The 16,105-nt window shown below is 28.0% G+C and carries 11 protein-coding genes; 5 read left to right on the top strand and 6 right to left on the bottom strand.

The window, feature by feature from the left end:
• The 6 genes from BRSU_RS10555 to BRSU_RS10580 all read right to left on the bottom strand — a co-directional run bounded on the left by BRSU_RS10555 (position 1) and on the right by BRSU_RS10580 (position 4,994).
• Complete coding sequence (locus BRSU_RS10555; protein WP_245158092.1) at positions 1–918, bottom strand: L-ribulose-5-phosphate 3-epimerase; 918 nt, start codon at positions 916–918, stop codon at positions 1–3.
• Positions 919–928: 10 nt separating this feature from the next.
• Positions 929–1,237, bottom strand: a complete 309-nt coding sequence (locus BRSU_RS10560; protein ID WP_048595328.1) for a PTS sugar transporter subunit IIB — start codon at positions 1,235–1,237, stop codon at positions 929–931.
• Positions 1,238–1,264: 27 nt separating this feature from the next.
• A complete protein-coding gene (locus tag BRSU_RS10565; RefSeq protein ID WP_048595329.1) occupies positions 1,265–2,740 on the bottom strand; it encodes a PTS ascorbate transporter subunit IIC in 1,476 nt (491 codons plus the stop codon).
• 32 nt (positions 2,741–2,772) lie between these two features.
• Complete coding sequence (gene ulaG, locus BRSU_RS10570; protein WP_048595330.1) at positions 2,773–3,831, bottom strand: L-ascorbate 6-phosphate lactonase; 1,059 nt, start codon at positions 3,829–3,831, stop codon at positions 2,773–2,775.
• 22 nt (positions 3,832–3,853) lie between these two features.
• A complete protein-coding gene (locus tag BRSU_RS10575) occupies positions 3,854–4,285 on the bottom strand; it encodes a PTS sugar transporter subunit IIA (protein ID WP_048595331.1) in 432 nt (143 codons plus the stop codon).
• A gap of 274 nt (positions 4,286–4,559) precedes the next feature.
• A complete protein-coding gene (locus tag BRSU_RS10580; protein WP_048595332.1) occupies positions 4,560–4,994 on the bottom strand; it encodes a PTS sugar transporter subunit IIA in 435 nt (144 codons plus the stop codon).
• A 292-nt stretch (positions 4,995–5,286) separates the two neighbouring features.
• Between BRSU_RS10580 and BRSU_RS10585 the strand changes: the two genes are divergently transcribed.
• From BRSU_RS10585 to BRSU_RS10605, 5 genes are all read left to right on the top strand, one after another.
• The gene (locus BRSU_RS10585) at positions 5,287–9,669 is read left to right on the top strand and encodes a translocation/assembly module TamB domain-containing protein (protein WP_048595668.1); all 4,383 of its coding nucleotides are present in this window, start codon (positions 5,287–5,289) and stop codon (positions 9,667–9,669) included.
• Positions 9,669–12,302 carry an outer membrane protein assembly factor BamA gene (gene bamA, locus BRSU_RS10590; protein WP_048595333.1) on the top strand — a complete coding sequence of 878 codons (2,634 nt, stop codon included), beginning with the start codon at positions 9,669–9,671 and terminating at the stop codon, positions 12,300–12,302. Before BRSU_RS10585 ends, bamA begins: the two co-directional genes overlap by 1 nt.
• Positions 12,303–12,346: 44 nt before the next feature.
• The gene (locus BRSU_RS10595; protein WP_048595334.1) at positions 12,347–12,772 is read left to right on the top strand and encodes an OmpH family outer membrane protein; all 426 of its coding nucleotides are present in this window, start codon (positions 12,347–12,349) and stop codon (positions 12,770–12,772) included.
• Between the two features lie 103 nt (positions 12,773–12,875).
• Positions 12,876–13,916: a UDP-3-O-(3-hydroxymyristoyl)glucosamine N-acyltransferase gene (gene lpxD / locus BRSU_RS10600; RefSeq protein ID WP_048595335.1), complete on the top strand. Its 1,041-nt coding sequence runs from the start codon at positions 12,876–12,878 to the stop codon at positions 13,914–13,916.
• A 118-nt stretch (positions 13,917–14,034) separates the two neighbouring features.
• Positions 14,035–15,999 carry a methyl-accepting chemotaxis protein gene (locus BRSU_RS10605; protein WP_048595336.1) on the top strand — a complete coding sequence of 655 codons (1,965 nt, stop codon included), beginning with the start codon at positions 14,035–14,037 and terminating at the stop codon, positions 15,997–15,999.
• Positions 16,000–16,105: the final 106 nt, after the last annotated feature.

Raw genomic sequence — 16,105 nt, forward strand, 5'->3', positions numbered from 1 at the left:
TTAACAAAATCCTCCCTCTTTCATTTTTTCTAATACCCATTTTTTTTCTTTCATCACATGTTCTTTAGGATTATCTGATTTTTCAGACCACATCTCTATCATAAAAGTTCCATTATAATTAAGTTCTTTTAATAATTTGAAACATTTAACAAAATCAACACAGCCCTCTCCAAAAGGTACCTCTTTGAATTTTCCTTCAAAACCTTCTTTAGGAGCTAGAGTATCTTTAATATGTATTGCAGTAATTTTATGAATTCCTTTTCTTATTTCATCTTCAACATCATTTCCCCAAGCTGTTAAATTTCCTAGATCAGGATAAACTGTAAGCCAAGGACTGTTACAAATTCTGTCATATTCTAAAAACTTAGTGATAGAGTTTAAAAAAGGAGTATCCATAATTTCTATAGCAAGCATTACCTGATATTTAGCAGCCATTTCAAGAGATTTTTTTAATCCTTCTATAAATAATTGCTTTGTCTCTTCATCGCCTTTTTCATAATAAACATCATAACCAGCTAATTGTATTATTCTTATACCTATATCGCTTGCAAATATAATAGCTTTTTCCATAAGCTCCATAGCTTTTTTTCTGGTATCAGGATTCTTACTTCCCATAGGAAATCTTCTATGTCCGCTAAAACACATAGTAGGTATTTTTATACCAGTTTCAAATATAGATTTTACTAATGATTCTCTTTCTTCTTTAGTCCAATCTAATCTTGAAAGTCTTTCATCTGTTTCATCTATTGATATTTCAACAAAATCAAAACCTAACTCTTTAGCATCCAATAATTTCTGATGCCAAGAAGTACTTTTTTCCAATGCTTTTTCATATATTCCAAATAAATTATTGATAATAGCACCCTCCAATATAATTAAAAAAATAGGGAAATAATTAATTAATAAATATTTCCCCATTCAAAAATTATCACTTACTTTTCAAATCTTCTAAATATCCGGATTCATTAAGTTTTTGTTTAAACTCCGGTTCTGATAGAACATTTTTAATTCCAATAACTCTTACGCCTTTTTCAATTGATTCTTTAAACATATCAATAAAATTCAAAGGACAAAATACCAAGTCATAATTAACAGCTGTACTCTTACCTTCAGATAAAGCACAATGGTGAACATTTGCTCCATTAATGCCTAATGACTTAAGAGCTTTTTCAGCAGTCATTTTCATCATTAAACTAGTACCAGATCCATTGGCACAAGAAACTAAAACTTTTAGCATAATAATAATCTCCTTACTATAAAATATTTAAGCATTTGCTTTCTGTTGTTTTTCTTTCATTTTTTCTCTGTATGCTTCATAATCATCAGTGATTAAGAAATATGTATCTTTATTTTTCATATATTGTATCTGAGGTATAGCTATTAATATTAATATTATAATACCAACACCAGCATAACCTAAATATTTCATAATAACTGTAAAGCCAGGCCATAATACTGCCCAGTCCCACATACCTAAATAACCGCCGTAAGCAGCAAGACCTACCCAATAAGCTATGAAAGCTGAACCGAATACCTGACATAATCCTGAAATAAATGGAAGAATCATAGCAGCCTTAATACCGCCTCTGTTATTTGCAAATACAGCTATAGTAGCGTTATCGAAGAATACAGGAATAAATCCAGCTATTATTATAACAGGACTCTTCATAAGTATCAATGTAATAATTGCAAGGAATTGTCCAGCAGCACCGAATAATAAACCTATAGTAACAGCATTTGGAGAACCGAAACCGAAAGTAGCAGCACAGTCAATACCAGGAACAGCTCCAGGAAGAAGTCTTGTAGATATACCTTGGAAAGACTGAGTCAATTCAGTAACGAATGTTCTAACACCTAATTGAAGTATAGCCAAATATACAGCAAAATTCAAAGCTGTTGTTAATGTATAGAAGAAGAAACTTTGTCCTTCTTTCATAAAGTTATTAGCTATTAAGTAATCTCTTCCTAAAGTCAACAATATTATTCCAAAGAATAATAACATCAATATAGAAGTAGATACCATATTTTCATTGAATATTGATAAAAATCCAGGGAATTGTATATCCTCTAATTTTTTACCTTCGCCTTTTCCTTTTAATTTTTCAGCTATAGTAGAAAATATTTTTAAAGCAAATACCTGTTGGTGAGCAACACAGAAACCGCCGCCTTCTGTTAAGTCTTGAGTAATTTCTACTGTTAAGTTAGAACCTACAGCCCAATATAAACCAAGAAGTATACTCATCATTACAAGCATAGGAGTATCACCTAACTCTGGGAAACAGAAAAATATTAGCCAGAAAGCTGTAGCAGCCTGCTGTATTTGTACGTTTCCTGTAGTAAATATAGAACGTATTTTTGTAACTTTTCTAAAAGCAACTAAAAGAATGTTAAATATAAATGCTATAAGAAGCAGAAGCATTACCTGAGAGAAAGATTTACCTATATGCTCCATTGCAGCCTGAACAGCATTTTGTCCATAATAAGGGTCTATAACTGTTGCCTGCAAATTAAATTTATCTTTAAGTCCTACAAGTATAGGTCTGAAATTATTAACAAGTCCGCCAGAACCTACTGAAAGTATAAGGTATCCAACAGTAGCTTTCAAAAAACCTGCTAAACATTCATACCAAGGTTTTTTTAACAGTATATAACCTATTAATACTATAAAACCAATAAAATATGCAGGCTGGGTGAGAATATTTTGGGCAAAATATGTCCATATCTTTAATAAAATCTCCATTAATTATCTCCTTTAATTTTATTCATATCTAATTATAACATAGAACGGAATGGAATATTTTGCTCATGTTCAAAGCAATCATCAAAACCTCTAGGGTGATGATATTGAACTAAATCTTTATCTCTAGGATAAACATATTTACCGCCTACTTCCCATATGAAAGGCTTAAATTGATATTGAAGTCTGTCTTTTTTCATTTGATATAAAACTTCTATTTCTCTTGTATCAGCCATAAAGTTAGTCCATACATCATAGTGTATAGGTATAACTACTTTACATCTTAAAGCTTCAGCCATTCTAAGAACATCTACAGAAGTCATTTTATCTGCTATACCTATAGGATTCTCACCATAAGAACCTAAAGCAACATCAATATCAAAATCTTTACCATGTTTAGCAAAATAAATAGAATAATGAGAATCTCCGCTATGATATATATTTCCGCCAGGAGTTTTTATAACATAATTAACAGCTTTTGTATCCATTTCAGGAACAGTATTTCTCAAATCATCTGGAGGAGTAGTTACCAAACAAGTTCTGTCAAAAGAATCTGTAGCTATTATCTCAACATCCTTAATTTTTACAGAATCGCCTGGTTTAACTACTATACATCTGTCAGCAGGAACTCCCCATTCAATCCATTTTTCAACAGAATATTTAGGACCTATAAAAGGTATAGGCTCTTTAATATTCTTCATAACAGCAGCAGCCACATTAATATCTATATGGTCATTATGATAGTGAGTTGATAATATAGCATCTACTTTTTTTATTGCAAAAGGATCTATAACAAAAGGAGAAGCTCTAAGATTAGGCTGTAATTTTCTTACACCAGCCATATTAGCCATTTGGTGTCCTGCAACCATATTTTTAGTTTTCTTTGTTCTTTTTCCATTGCCGCACCATAAATCTATACATATATTAGCATCGCCTGGTGTCTTTACCCAAATACCTACACATCCAAGCCACCACATAGCAAATGTATTTGGTTCTACAACTTCTTCTTCTATCTCTTCGTTAAGCCAAGTTCCCCATTCAGGAAAACTATCTAATATCCAGCCTTCTCTAGTAATTGAATCAATTTTGCTCATATTTTCTCCTTTTTATTTTAATTTATAATAATGATAAAATTTCCTCCTCTGTAAGGTCTTCTTTTATCATTTTTTCCAACTTTTCATCATCGCCTAAAAATTCAGCGAGCTCAGCTATTGCATCCTGATGCCCATCTGCATTTTCAGCAGCTAATGTAAAAAATAAATAAACTTTTCCATCTGTTTGATAAAAATCAACGCCATTTTTTACTTTTAAAAAACTCATTCCTTTTTTCAAAACACCATCTTCAGGTCTTGAATGAGGCATTGCTACACCATCAGTAAGAACTATATAAGGTCCATATTTATATACATTGTCTATTATAGCCTGAACATATTTTTCTTCTATATTTTTATTATCAACCAAAGATTTTGATCCTATTTTTAATGCCTCTTCCCAATTTGAAACACTTTCTATAATCTTTATATTGCCTTTTAAAAACTCTTTTAACATAATAACTCCAAACTTAATTTATTATATTATTATATAAGTATAATTACTTTTTATAGTTTTGTCAATTATAATAGTACCATTTCCAAAACAAATACTTATTAGAATTTAATTTAAAATAATAATTATTATTATTAAAAAATAAAAACTATTAAATATTTAAAAATTTATATTATATTTTAATTAATAACAATAAATATGAGATAATGAAAAATATTTATTATAAATATTTAATAATTTTATACAAATATTATAATTATTTTACAGCTAAAAAAAATTACTGTAAAATAATATCGTATATCTCTAAATCAGTTAATTCATCGTACATTATTCTTTTAATTTTTTCACTTTCATTTAATAAATCAGCAATTTCTTCCATTAATCCTTGATGCTGATCATTATTTTCTGCTGCTAACGTAAATAATAAAAATACTTTATTATTTTCATCAAAATCTACTCCATTTTTTATTTTCAAAAGAGTAATACCATTCTTTATAACACCATCTTCAGGTCTGGCATGAGACATAGCCATTCCATCTCCAAGAACAATATAAGGTCCGCTTTCTTTAATATTATTTATAATACAGTCTACATATCTAGGTTCTATACATTTATTTTCAATAAGAAGCTCTGCCCCTTTTTTTATAGCATCTTCCCAATTATCAATATTATCAACTATATCTATTTTGTTTCTTATAAGTTCTTTTAACATAAAAAACTCCAAAAATAATAAACTTTTATTTATTATAATATTATACTTTTATTTTTATTATTTGTCAATTCTTATTTTTTATGTACAAAAAAGTTTCAAAATATTAAAGTTATGTTGTATTTAATATATAAAAACAGAAATCACGATAATAAATTATTAAAATATAACAATTTTTATATAAATAGGTTATATTATATAATGAAAATTATATTTACAAATGGAATTTTAATTGCGTCAAAAAAATAGATATTCCAGATTTAGAATGTATGTAGCTACAACCTTGTTAGCTTTTATGATACCAGCTTTATTTAGTATATCTATAGTATTATCTAATAAACAAAAATACTTAGATAACATCATAGAATATATAAATAGAGTAAGCCCAATAGATATATATATATCAGATATAAGCATATCATATAAATTAGAATTAGTTTTAGATAATGTAAAACTATATTCCAAAAACAATAAAGAAGCTTTCTTTGAAATGGACAAAGCTTCATTAAGATTTAACTTCCTTAGAATATTTATAAAAAGAGATCCATTATATCTTTTAAGCGATATAAATATTAATGATGCGGCATTTTATCCTGTATTAATGGATATGTCTATATTTCAAAGTGATAATACCAATAAAACTTCTTTGGAGGATATAAGAGAAATAGTTAATAATATAAGTCCTATATTTATGGATAAAAATATTAACATTAACAACTTTTCAGCTAAAATAGCAGATAATAATAATATTACAGAAGTATCTCTTAATTCGTTAAATGGAAACTTCAGAAATTATGGCTATTTTCTTTCATATGATATAAATTTACCAGATAAAACATTAATACATTTTTCATTAGAAAGTAAAACTAACCTATCAGAAGTCAACACAAAAATATACGCTGAAGATGAACATGGAGACTTGTTCAAATATACATTATTTTTAACAAATGAATATAATATATTAGCAGCAAAGTTACAAAATGAAAATCAGAATGATTTTATAGATTTTAAATATAATGTTGCTAATAAAGATATAGACTTTTCTATTACAAATGTAAAAATAAAAAAAGATAATATATACAAAATGATGAATATAGTTTTAGACACACCTATAATTTATAATTTTGTAAAATTAGATAATAAAACTATAAGCACTGTTAGTAATTATATAAATACATTCAGGGATGCTGAGATAGAAGCATATGGATATTATTCATTTGAAGAAAAAGAAAAATCACATATTAATTTCGATTTAGATATAAGAGATAAATTATTTAATGTGATGGTTAATGCTGAATTAACTAATTCTAATATAATGCTATCAAATGCATATATTAATATTTCAGAAGGATATATTATAGCAAGCGGTATAGTACCTTTGAATGATCCTATATCAAGCGTGCTTTCTTTAAATGTTAACAATGTAAAAGCAGGGGCAAATTATCTATCTACAAAAGTATATCTAAAACCTGTAAATGTTAATGACGATGAAATAAAATCAAGATTTACTATATCATCGCTTAGTTATGCTAATACTATGCCTAATCCTATGACATTTGAATTCTTGTATAAAAAACCTGAAAAAGAAATATCATTAAGATTAATACCAAATGAATATTATCAGCCTTTATATGCCAGTTATTCTCTAGATAATACTAATCCTGTAATAGCTTCTGCAAAAGGCATAATACCTCAGGATATATTTGTAGTATTATTAGGCCAAAATATTATAGATAACTTATCTTCTTTAAATGTAGAATACACTATGAGTAATGCTATGTACACAGGAGGAAAAGGTAATGTACATGTGTTGCAGGCTTCATCTAGAAAAATATATACAGAAGAATATTTAATAAGAATAGGAGCATCTGTTTACAAAAATATTATAGATATTAATGATATTTATTATAGACTTTCTGAAGATGGTGGAATAAATGCTAATGCTAAAATAGAATATGATAAAAACTTCAATGTTAAAATTAATGGAAATGTCAATACTCCTGCTGGAAATTACGGTTTAAGCGGATTCAGCACAACATCCACTAATGGAAGCAAAATAATATATGCTTCAACAGATAAATCAGAAATAATAGCAAGCGGAGTTATAGCTACAAACGGTATAATGGATTTAAATATAAAAACTCCTAAAACATTAAGTATAAAAGATATTGATATAAATGTAGATGTTAATATAAATAACTATATGCAAAAGCCTTTATACTTATATGGTAATGTAAAGGCTAATAAAAACCTTGCTCCAATATTTGCTTTAAATACACAATTTGAATTATCAAATCAAAGTTTAATGTTTACAAATATTATTTTAGATTATGGAGAAAACAGAATAGCAGGAGATGGTATATTAAGTTCTACAGATGGTATAACAAAATTTGCTGCATTATTAAAAGATTTAGAAAACAATGGAATATTTGCAGTAGATACCTCCATCAATAAAAATAATATATATGGTAAAATAACTGTTAATCAGCTGCCTTTCGATATCAGTGGTCAGGCCTATGGCATATTAACTGCTAATGCTACTATAATAGGATTAATGAATAATCCTGTAATTTATCTTGAAAAATTTGATGTGAAAGATTTTCAGATACCTGGAATGCAATTTGATGTTTCTTTAAATGGATATTATAGAGAAAATGAATTAGAGATAAAAGATGTACTTATAACTAAGACAGGAGATTTTGGAACTCTTACAGCAAAACCATTTGCAAAAAAACAACAGATAAAAATACCTTATGCTTATTTCTCAAGAGATCTTCAAAATATGACAGTAGAAGTTAATAATATGACATTTATGAGTTCATTTTCAGGAACAATAAATTATAATATGAGAAAACTTCCTAATGGAAAAGAAGAATATAGACTTCAAACAGGACCTATTACAATAAATAAAAGAAAATTACCTGAATTTGGAACTACAGTCATTAGAGATAAAAATGATATATTACTTACAAACACAAAAAATCATGGTATAAAGGGCTCTATAGTAGGAGAAGATGGAAATACAAGAACTGATTTAATTTATATATATAATAATGATGATATGCTCAATATAGACGGAGTTATAAAAAATACTAAAAAAGATCAAGTCGATTTATTAGTTACATCAGACATAATAAATGTAGAAATTTTTGAAATATTCAATGTATTATTCACAGAAATAAATTCATCTCCTACCAATTTTATGGTAGATGGAAAGCCATATACATTGTATGCCCATATACATGGTGATGCTGATAATGTTGCAATAGACGGAAGATTTTTAGGACATGGAAAAAAAGTAAAAATAGCATATTTCAATGATATATTCGATGATACTATAGTAGATTTCGGTTTTAATGGAAATATGTTTAATGTTAATAACTTAACATTTACATCTAGAAATAATAAAAATTTAACTGTAACAGGCGAAGCAGAAATATTTAAAAATAATATAAATTATATGGCATTTGATTTGCTGTCATCAGATGAACAGCTTGGACTTTTAGATGGTAATTTAAATTTAGGTATAGCCAAAGTTAAAGGTCCTGTACATGTTGACCTTACAGTAAGCGGAAATATTGGAGCACCTAGAATAGGCGGAATACTTACTCTTATGAAAAGCGATGTACAGCTTTCCACTCTTGCTTCCGGAAGTACATATAGAGAAAGAGTTTACGGTATATTAAGTAAAATATATTGGGATTTTACTATAGAAGCTTGGCGTCAGGTTAGAGTTGCTCATAACTTAGTAGGAGATGTATATTTGGAAGAAGGTTCTAAAATGAGAGTTTATAATACTCTTATTGACGGAATAGAACTTGCTGGAACTATAAATGTAGAAAGGGGAAGTATATACTATTTACAAAATGTATATCAGTTAGAAAGAGGTTCTGTAACATTTCCAACAGCTAACAGTTTAGATCCTATAATAGAGGCTACAGCTTTTACATATAAAAAATATTATCCTTCAACAGGAAATACATCTTCTCAGTCATTTGAAAATGAATTAGCAGGTGAAAGTGTAACTTTATATATGGAAATGGATGCAAGATTATCGCAGCTATTATCATCTCAGGATGGAGCATTAAGACCTGTAAAATTCTATACTATACCTGCTTTAGGGCAGTATCAGGTTAATCAGCTTGCTGGAATACCGCAGGGAAGTTTTGGAAGCCGTGAAGATCAAATGTTTGCAGATAGCACAGCAAATAGAAGCAGCATAAATAATGATCAATTACAGCAGCTTACAATGAATTACAGCGATTTACTATTAAGAAGTACTGTATTAAGACCTGTAGAAAGATGGTTTAGACAGTTTTTAGGTATTGACTATATTAACTTAAGCCCTACAGTAGTAAATAATTTATTATTTGTTACAAACAATAACAATATTAGTCCTACTTCTGTATGGGATAATACAAGTGTTGGTATAGGTAAATATGTTTCTAAATATTTATACCTAAAATACGATGTTACATATAGAGTTAATGATACAACAAGACCTAGTTTAAATGGAAGAAACGTAGATCCTTATTATTTTGACCATCAATTTGGTTTTGAAGTGTCTTTATTAAAAAATTATAAACTTGCAAATTTTGTGTTTGAGTATAAAATAAATCCTTTCGATATAAGAGGAAAAGGACAAGATTTTAATATTGTTACTCGGTGGAGATTTTAGTGAATTTTATTAAGAAAAATTGTATTATTTTATTTTCATTTCTTTTGCTTGCTGCAGCTTTGCTGATATCTGCAGAAAGTGACTTTGAAAATTTACAAACAGCAAGAAATATAGCTGTATATGAAGGTCTTACAATCAATCGTATAGATGTTACAGGTGAAGTAAGACTTACAAAGGAACAAATAATAAACAATTTTCCTATAAAAGCTGGAAGTAAATTTCAAAGAACACAAATAAATGAGGCTATAAAAAAATTATTTGATACTCAGTTATTTGACAGAGTTGCAATAGATGCCAACAGAGAAGATGACGGAGTAGTTTTAAATATTGTAGTAGCTGAAAGATTTATAATAAAAGATATAGAATATATAGGAAATAAAAGATTAAGCAGAACAGCTCTTAATGATGCAGTAAAACCGATAATGAAAGCTGGTGATCCTTATATACCTCAAAAATTGAATGATGCTGTTAATGCTATTATCACTAACTATCAGGACAAGGGATATTTAAAAGCTTATGTTGAGCCTAAAGTAGTAGAAAATAAAGATACTTCTGATGTTTTAATACAGATGAATATAGTTGAAGGTAATGAAATTAAAGTTGCTAACATAAGATTCCATGGAAATACTCATTTTACTGCAAATGAACTTAAGAGACAAATGTCAACAAAAGAAAATGGCTTTATGACACTTGGTAAATTCAATGAATTCACATTTGATGGAGACAAAGATAAAATAGTTAAATATTATGCAGACAGAGGTTATTATAGAGCCAAAGTTGATAATGTAAAGTTCACCTATCAATGGAGAAATCCTCAAATAAAGAATGAACAGGATTTAATAATAGATATATATATTACAGAAGGTGATAAATATTATTTTGGTGATATAGGATTTAAAGGAAATTTCATTATACCTTCTGAAAATATACAAAAAGATATAAAATCTAAAAAAGGTGCTTTGTATAATTATACATACCATATGTCAGATTTTCAGGGTATACAAAATAAATACTCTGAAAGAGGTTATATATTCAGACAAGTTATACCTGTAATCAACGTTAATGAAGAAAATAAAATTGTAAATATAATGTATGATATAGTTGAAAATGATAAAGTACATATAGAAAATATTACTATAGCTGGGAATACAAAAACTAAAGATTTTGTTATAGAAAGATATATAGATATAAAACCTGGAGAAGTATTCAATACTGCAAAAATACAAAGAGTACAGGAGAGATTATATAACACTCAATTCTTTGATAATATAAATTTAGGGGTAAAACCTGGTTCTGCTGAAGGGCTTATGGAATTAAATTTAAATGTAACTGAAGGAAAAACAGCCATGGTATCTGGAGGTGGCGGTTTTTCCACTGGTTCCGGATTTAAAGTTTTTGCTTCTATTAGAGAAAATAACTTCTTAGGAAGAGGCTTACAGTTGGGATTAAGCGGGGAATTTGGAGAACAGCAAAAACGTATAGCAGTAAATTTTGCTGAACCTTATTTGCTTAATTTACCTATATATTTAGGTGTAGACTTATCATACTTTAATGAAGGAATAAACACGGGATATGAAATAGGAACAGGTGATTTTGGAATACCTAAATATTCATACTATACTAGACATGGTTTTGAAGGTATAGTAAGACTTGGTTATTATTTTGCTGACTACTATTCAACATTCATAACATTTGATACTATAGTACAGCAGTATCAGCAATGGCATGACCAAGGAGCTACTGCTGCAGGTCCTAATTATGTTCTTAGTGACATAAAAAAATATTTAACCCATAGAGTTAATAAAAAGGATGGGTCTTTCCAAAGATGGGAAAGTGATTGGTTCACAACATTCATTGTCTCATATTCTTTACTTAGAGACAGCAGAAACGATTATTTAAACCCTACTAAAGGAAGTTTCTTAAGAGGTATGGTAGATTTCTATTTTGGACATACACAGCTTACAAGATTAAGTGCTACAGGATTCTTGGCCGTACCTGCTACAGAATGGCTTTCATTTGCATTCTACGGAGAATTAGGACAAATAATTGCTACACCAGGACTCTCTCTTCAAAACGATGCGGATGTTTTATACTATCTTAACCCATTTGAAGATGTAAGGGGATGGGATACATCTAAATATACTATATTTAAGAAAAATAGAGGTTTATCAACTTATGATATGCTAGGTGCTAATGGTTCAGATGGTAAACCTACTACTGATTCTTGGAGTTATGGTAGAGCAAAAGTAAGATTCTTTGCAGAACTTCGCGTACCTATAATACCTAAAACTCTTGGATTTGTTACTTTCCTTGATGCAGGACAATTATGGATGCCATATAGTACAGGTTGGAATCAGGATGGAGATGCTCATTCATATCCTTCTCAATTTATGAATATTAAAGATATATTCGATCCTTCTCAATATATATATTCTGTAGGATTCGGATTTAGACTTACAATACCGATATTTAATGTAAGATTCTATATTGCTAAAAGATTTGTTTACAATAAAGAAGATGTTGGATTTGGTAAAGGTTTTCAGGATTTTGAGGGAGATACATTTACTCCTCTAGGTGCTTGGCTTGGAAGAGGCTGGGGAATTGCATTTACTATGAACCATCCATTCTATTAAAAATATATAAAAATAATTTTTATTATAATTCTAAGGAGATAAAAATGAAAAAGTATTATATTATGAGTTTATTATTTATAGCGGTACTTACAGTATCTATTGTTAGTCCTAGAGTTTTTACTCAGTCATATAGACTCACAAAGGTTGGATATATTGATCTTGAAAGAGTAATAAAAGAACTCACAAGCGATGATGAATTTGTTGAAAAGTTAAAATTAAAATTGGAAGAATATAAAACAAGAGATGCTATGCAGACAAATATGGAAGATACATCTATAGCACAAAACAGAGATTATTCTTTGAGAGGAGAAGTAAAAAGACAAGTTGCTAATTCTCTTATGTCTATAGTAAAAAAAGAAGGATATACTCTAATACTAGAAAGAACTGAACATGCTATTCTTTATGCTGATAGAAATTTTGATATAACAGAAGCTGTTATAGCAAATGTTAAAGCATCTTTGCAAAAATAATAAACAGAAAATAATTTAACAATGATTTTTATAATAACTAAAATGCATTAAAGTTAATTAATGCATTTTAGTTTTTTGTATAAATAAAATGGAGAAATTTATTATGAAAGTAAAAGATATAAGCAATTTTATTCAAGCAAAAAAAATAATAGGAGATGAAAATAAAGAAATATCTACACTCTCCCCTATTAATGACATTATAGAAAATTCAATAGTATGCATAGATAATAACAAATATCTTGAAACTGCATTAAACAGTAATGCCAATGCATTGATTTTGAGAGAAGATACTGCTAATGAAATAAAAGATTTAAAAAATAAAACTGCATTGATACATAATAATCCTAAAGAAGCATTTATCAAATTGCTTTACTTTTTATTTGAAGATAAAAAATATCCGCTTGGCACTATAGAATCTACAGCAGTAATAAAAGAAAATGCAAATATAGATAATAATACTTATATAGGTGATAATGTACATATAGGAAAAAATACAACAGTTGGAAAAGGAACTATTATAGAAGCCAATGTATTTTTAGGTGATAATGTAATTATTGGAGAAAACTGTATTATTTATGCTAATGTTACTATTCATGACAGATGTGTAGTAAAAGACAGAGTTATAATTGGTTCTTCTACTGTTATAGGAAATGACGGATTTGGATTCTTCGAAGTTAATGGAAAGCAAATGAAAATACCTCAAAGAGGAAATGTTATAATAGAGAATGATGTTGAGCTTGGAGCGAATGTTTGTATAGATAGAGCCACATTAGGTTCTACTATAATAAGGGAAGGTGTAAAAGTAGATAATCTAGTGCAAATAGCACATAACTGTGATATAGGAGAACATTCTATTATAGTATCTCAAGTAGGAATAGCAGGAAGTTCTAAAATAGGAAATCATTGTATATTAGGAGGACAGGCTGCATTAGCAGATCATGTTACATTAGGAGACAGAGTTATATTTGGAGGAAGAACTGCTGTAATGTCAAATGTAAAAATACCTTCAAATTCTATTATGCTTGGGACTCCGGCACAAAATATAGAAAGAGAAAAATTAAAAATGATTGCAGAACAAAAATTACCTGAATTGATTAATCTGGTTGAAGAGCGTTTTGAAATAAAAATAAAAAGAATTAAGTAAATTTATTTTAATAAAAATTGTAAAAAATAATATGAAAATATCAAATATTTTTTTACAAAAACTCAAAACTATTGTATATTAAATATTATTAATTTTTATATATAAATAGGATTATTCTATGGAAAATAAAAAATCTCTTGGACTTCAGTTTAAAATATTTGTACTTCTTACAGTATCTATATCAATAATGTTTGTAGCTGTTATTACTTATATGGTAACACATAATATTTCTACTTCAAAAAGAAAAGGGTATGCCTCTACAGAATATATGATTACAACATATGCTAAAGATATAGAAATAGAAATGCTAAGTTATATATCAACGTTAAAAACATTGTCATCATCACTAAGAAATGATATAGTAAATGGAACTGTTACAAGAGAATCGCATGCAATAATTTTAGGGGATATGCTTCAAAATAATAAAAACTTATTTTCAATATATGAAATGTGGGAAAAAAACGCTTTTGACGGAAGAGATAATGAGTTTATAGATACAGATTATGGTTCTGAAGTTGATGGAAGGTATGGTCCTTCATATTTTTATGATAATAATGTAGTTACTTATGATAAAGTGTATCAAGAAGAATTTGATGCTAATCCAAATTATTATACTATACCAAAAAGTACAAAACAATTATATATAAGTGATGTAGAAAAAGATGATACTTATGAGGATGCTGGAACTGTATTGACTGTTAGTGTAGTTGAGCCTATATTAAATGATTCAGGCAATTTTTTAGGTACTATAGGGGTTGATTTTTCTGCAGATAACTTAGTTGCAATAGTATCTGATATATCTACAAATAATGGTTTAGTTGGATATTTAATTAATCAAAACGGAACTATACTTGCTGCAACTAATACTCAAAATATAGGGAAACAAATATCAGATATATATAAAAATCATTCAAAAGAAATAATTGATAATTTAAACAATAATAATAAATATTCTTTCGTAACCAAAATAGATGACCAAAAAACATTTAATATTTTAATACCATTAGATTCATTGAAAGATGATAATAATTCATTAGCTCTACTTGTAAATGTACCTGAAATTGTCATAGTAAAAGAAAATATAAAAAATGCTATTGTAACTTGTATATTAGCTATTATTATTATTATAGTATTTTTAATCATTATAAATATTGTGATAAAGAAAAGTATAATAGACCCTATATTGAAAGTTATGCATATATCTGAAAAACTAAGCAGCGGTAATTTAAGTCCTGATGAAAATAAATCTTTAAGCAGCAGGAAAGATGAAATAGGAATGATATTTAATTCTATTCAAAATACTCAAAATAAATTATCAAATATAATAAAACAAATACTAGACACCACTAATACTATGGAAAATGCAAGTAAGAATGTAAGTGCTGGTACAATGGATTTATCAAGCAGAACTGAAAAACAAAGAGATGATTTAAAACTTATAAATGAAACTATGACTAATACATTAAAAGTTATAGATAAAACTACTAATGATATAGTATTAACTAATGATAAGATACAAGTGCTTACAAATTCAAGCGAACATTGCTATAATCTATCAAAAGAATCTATGGTTCTTATGGAAGATATTACAAAAGCAACTTCTGAAATTTCAAACATAACAAAAATTATAGATGATATAGCTATGCAGACTAATATACTTGCTCTTAATGCATCAGTAGAAGCGGCACGTGCCGGAGAACAAGGAAAAGGCTTTGCTGTTGTAGCTGCGGAAGTAAGAAATTTAGCACAAACTTCTCAGGAATCTGTAAAAAATATTACAAATATAGTTAATACTAGTATAGAAAAAATACAGGATGGAAATAAAAAAATAAAAGAAACTATGGATGCATTAGAAGATATCACTAATAAAGCTAGAGAAAGCAGCTATATAGTAAGTCAAATGGTTGAATCTTCTACTCAGCAAGATGCTTCTGCAAGAGAGGTTCAAAGTGCCGTTAATAGTGTTGATATTAGTGCTGAACAAAATAGCAATTTGGTAAAAACTAATGCTGATATAGTTATTGATATGGAAAAAGAAACTGAAAAACTTGCTGATCTGATGAAATTTTTCAGTTTAAAATAAAAAATATTTTTATGATAGCTGAAAATATATAAATTTACAAACCATAATTATTTGGTATATACTAAAAATTTTTAACTTTGTCAACTACTAGCCGTACGAATGTACT

The organism is Brachyspira suanatina, from assembly GCF_001049755.1.
In the GTDB taxonomy this organism is placed as follows: Bacteria; Spirochaetota; Brachyspiria; order Brachyspirales; family Brachyspiraceae; genus Brachyspira; species Brachyspira suanatina.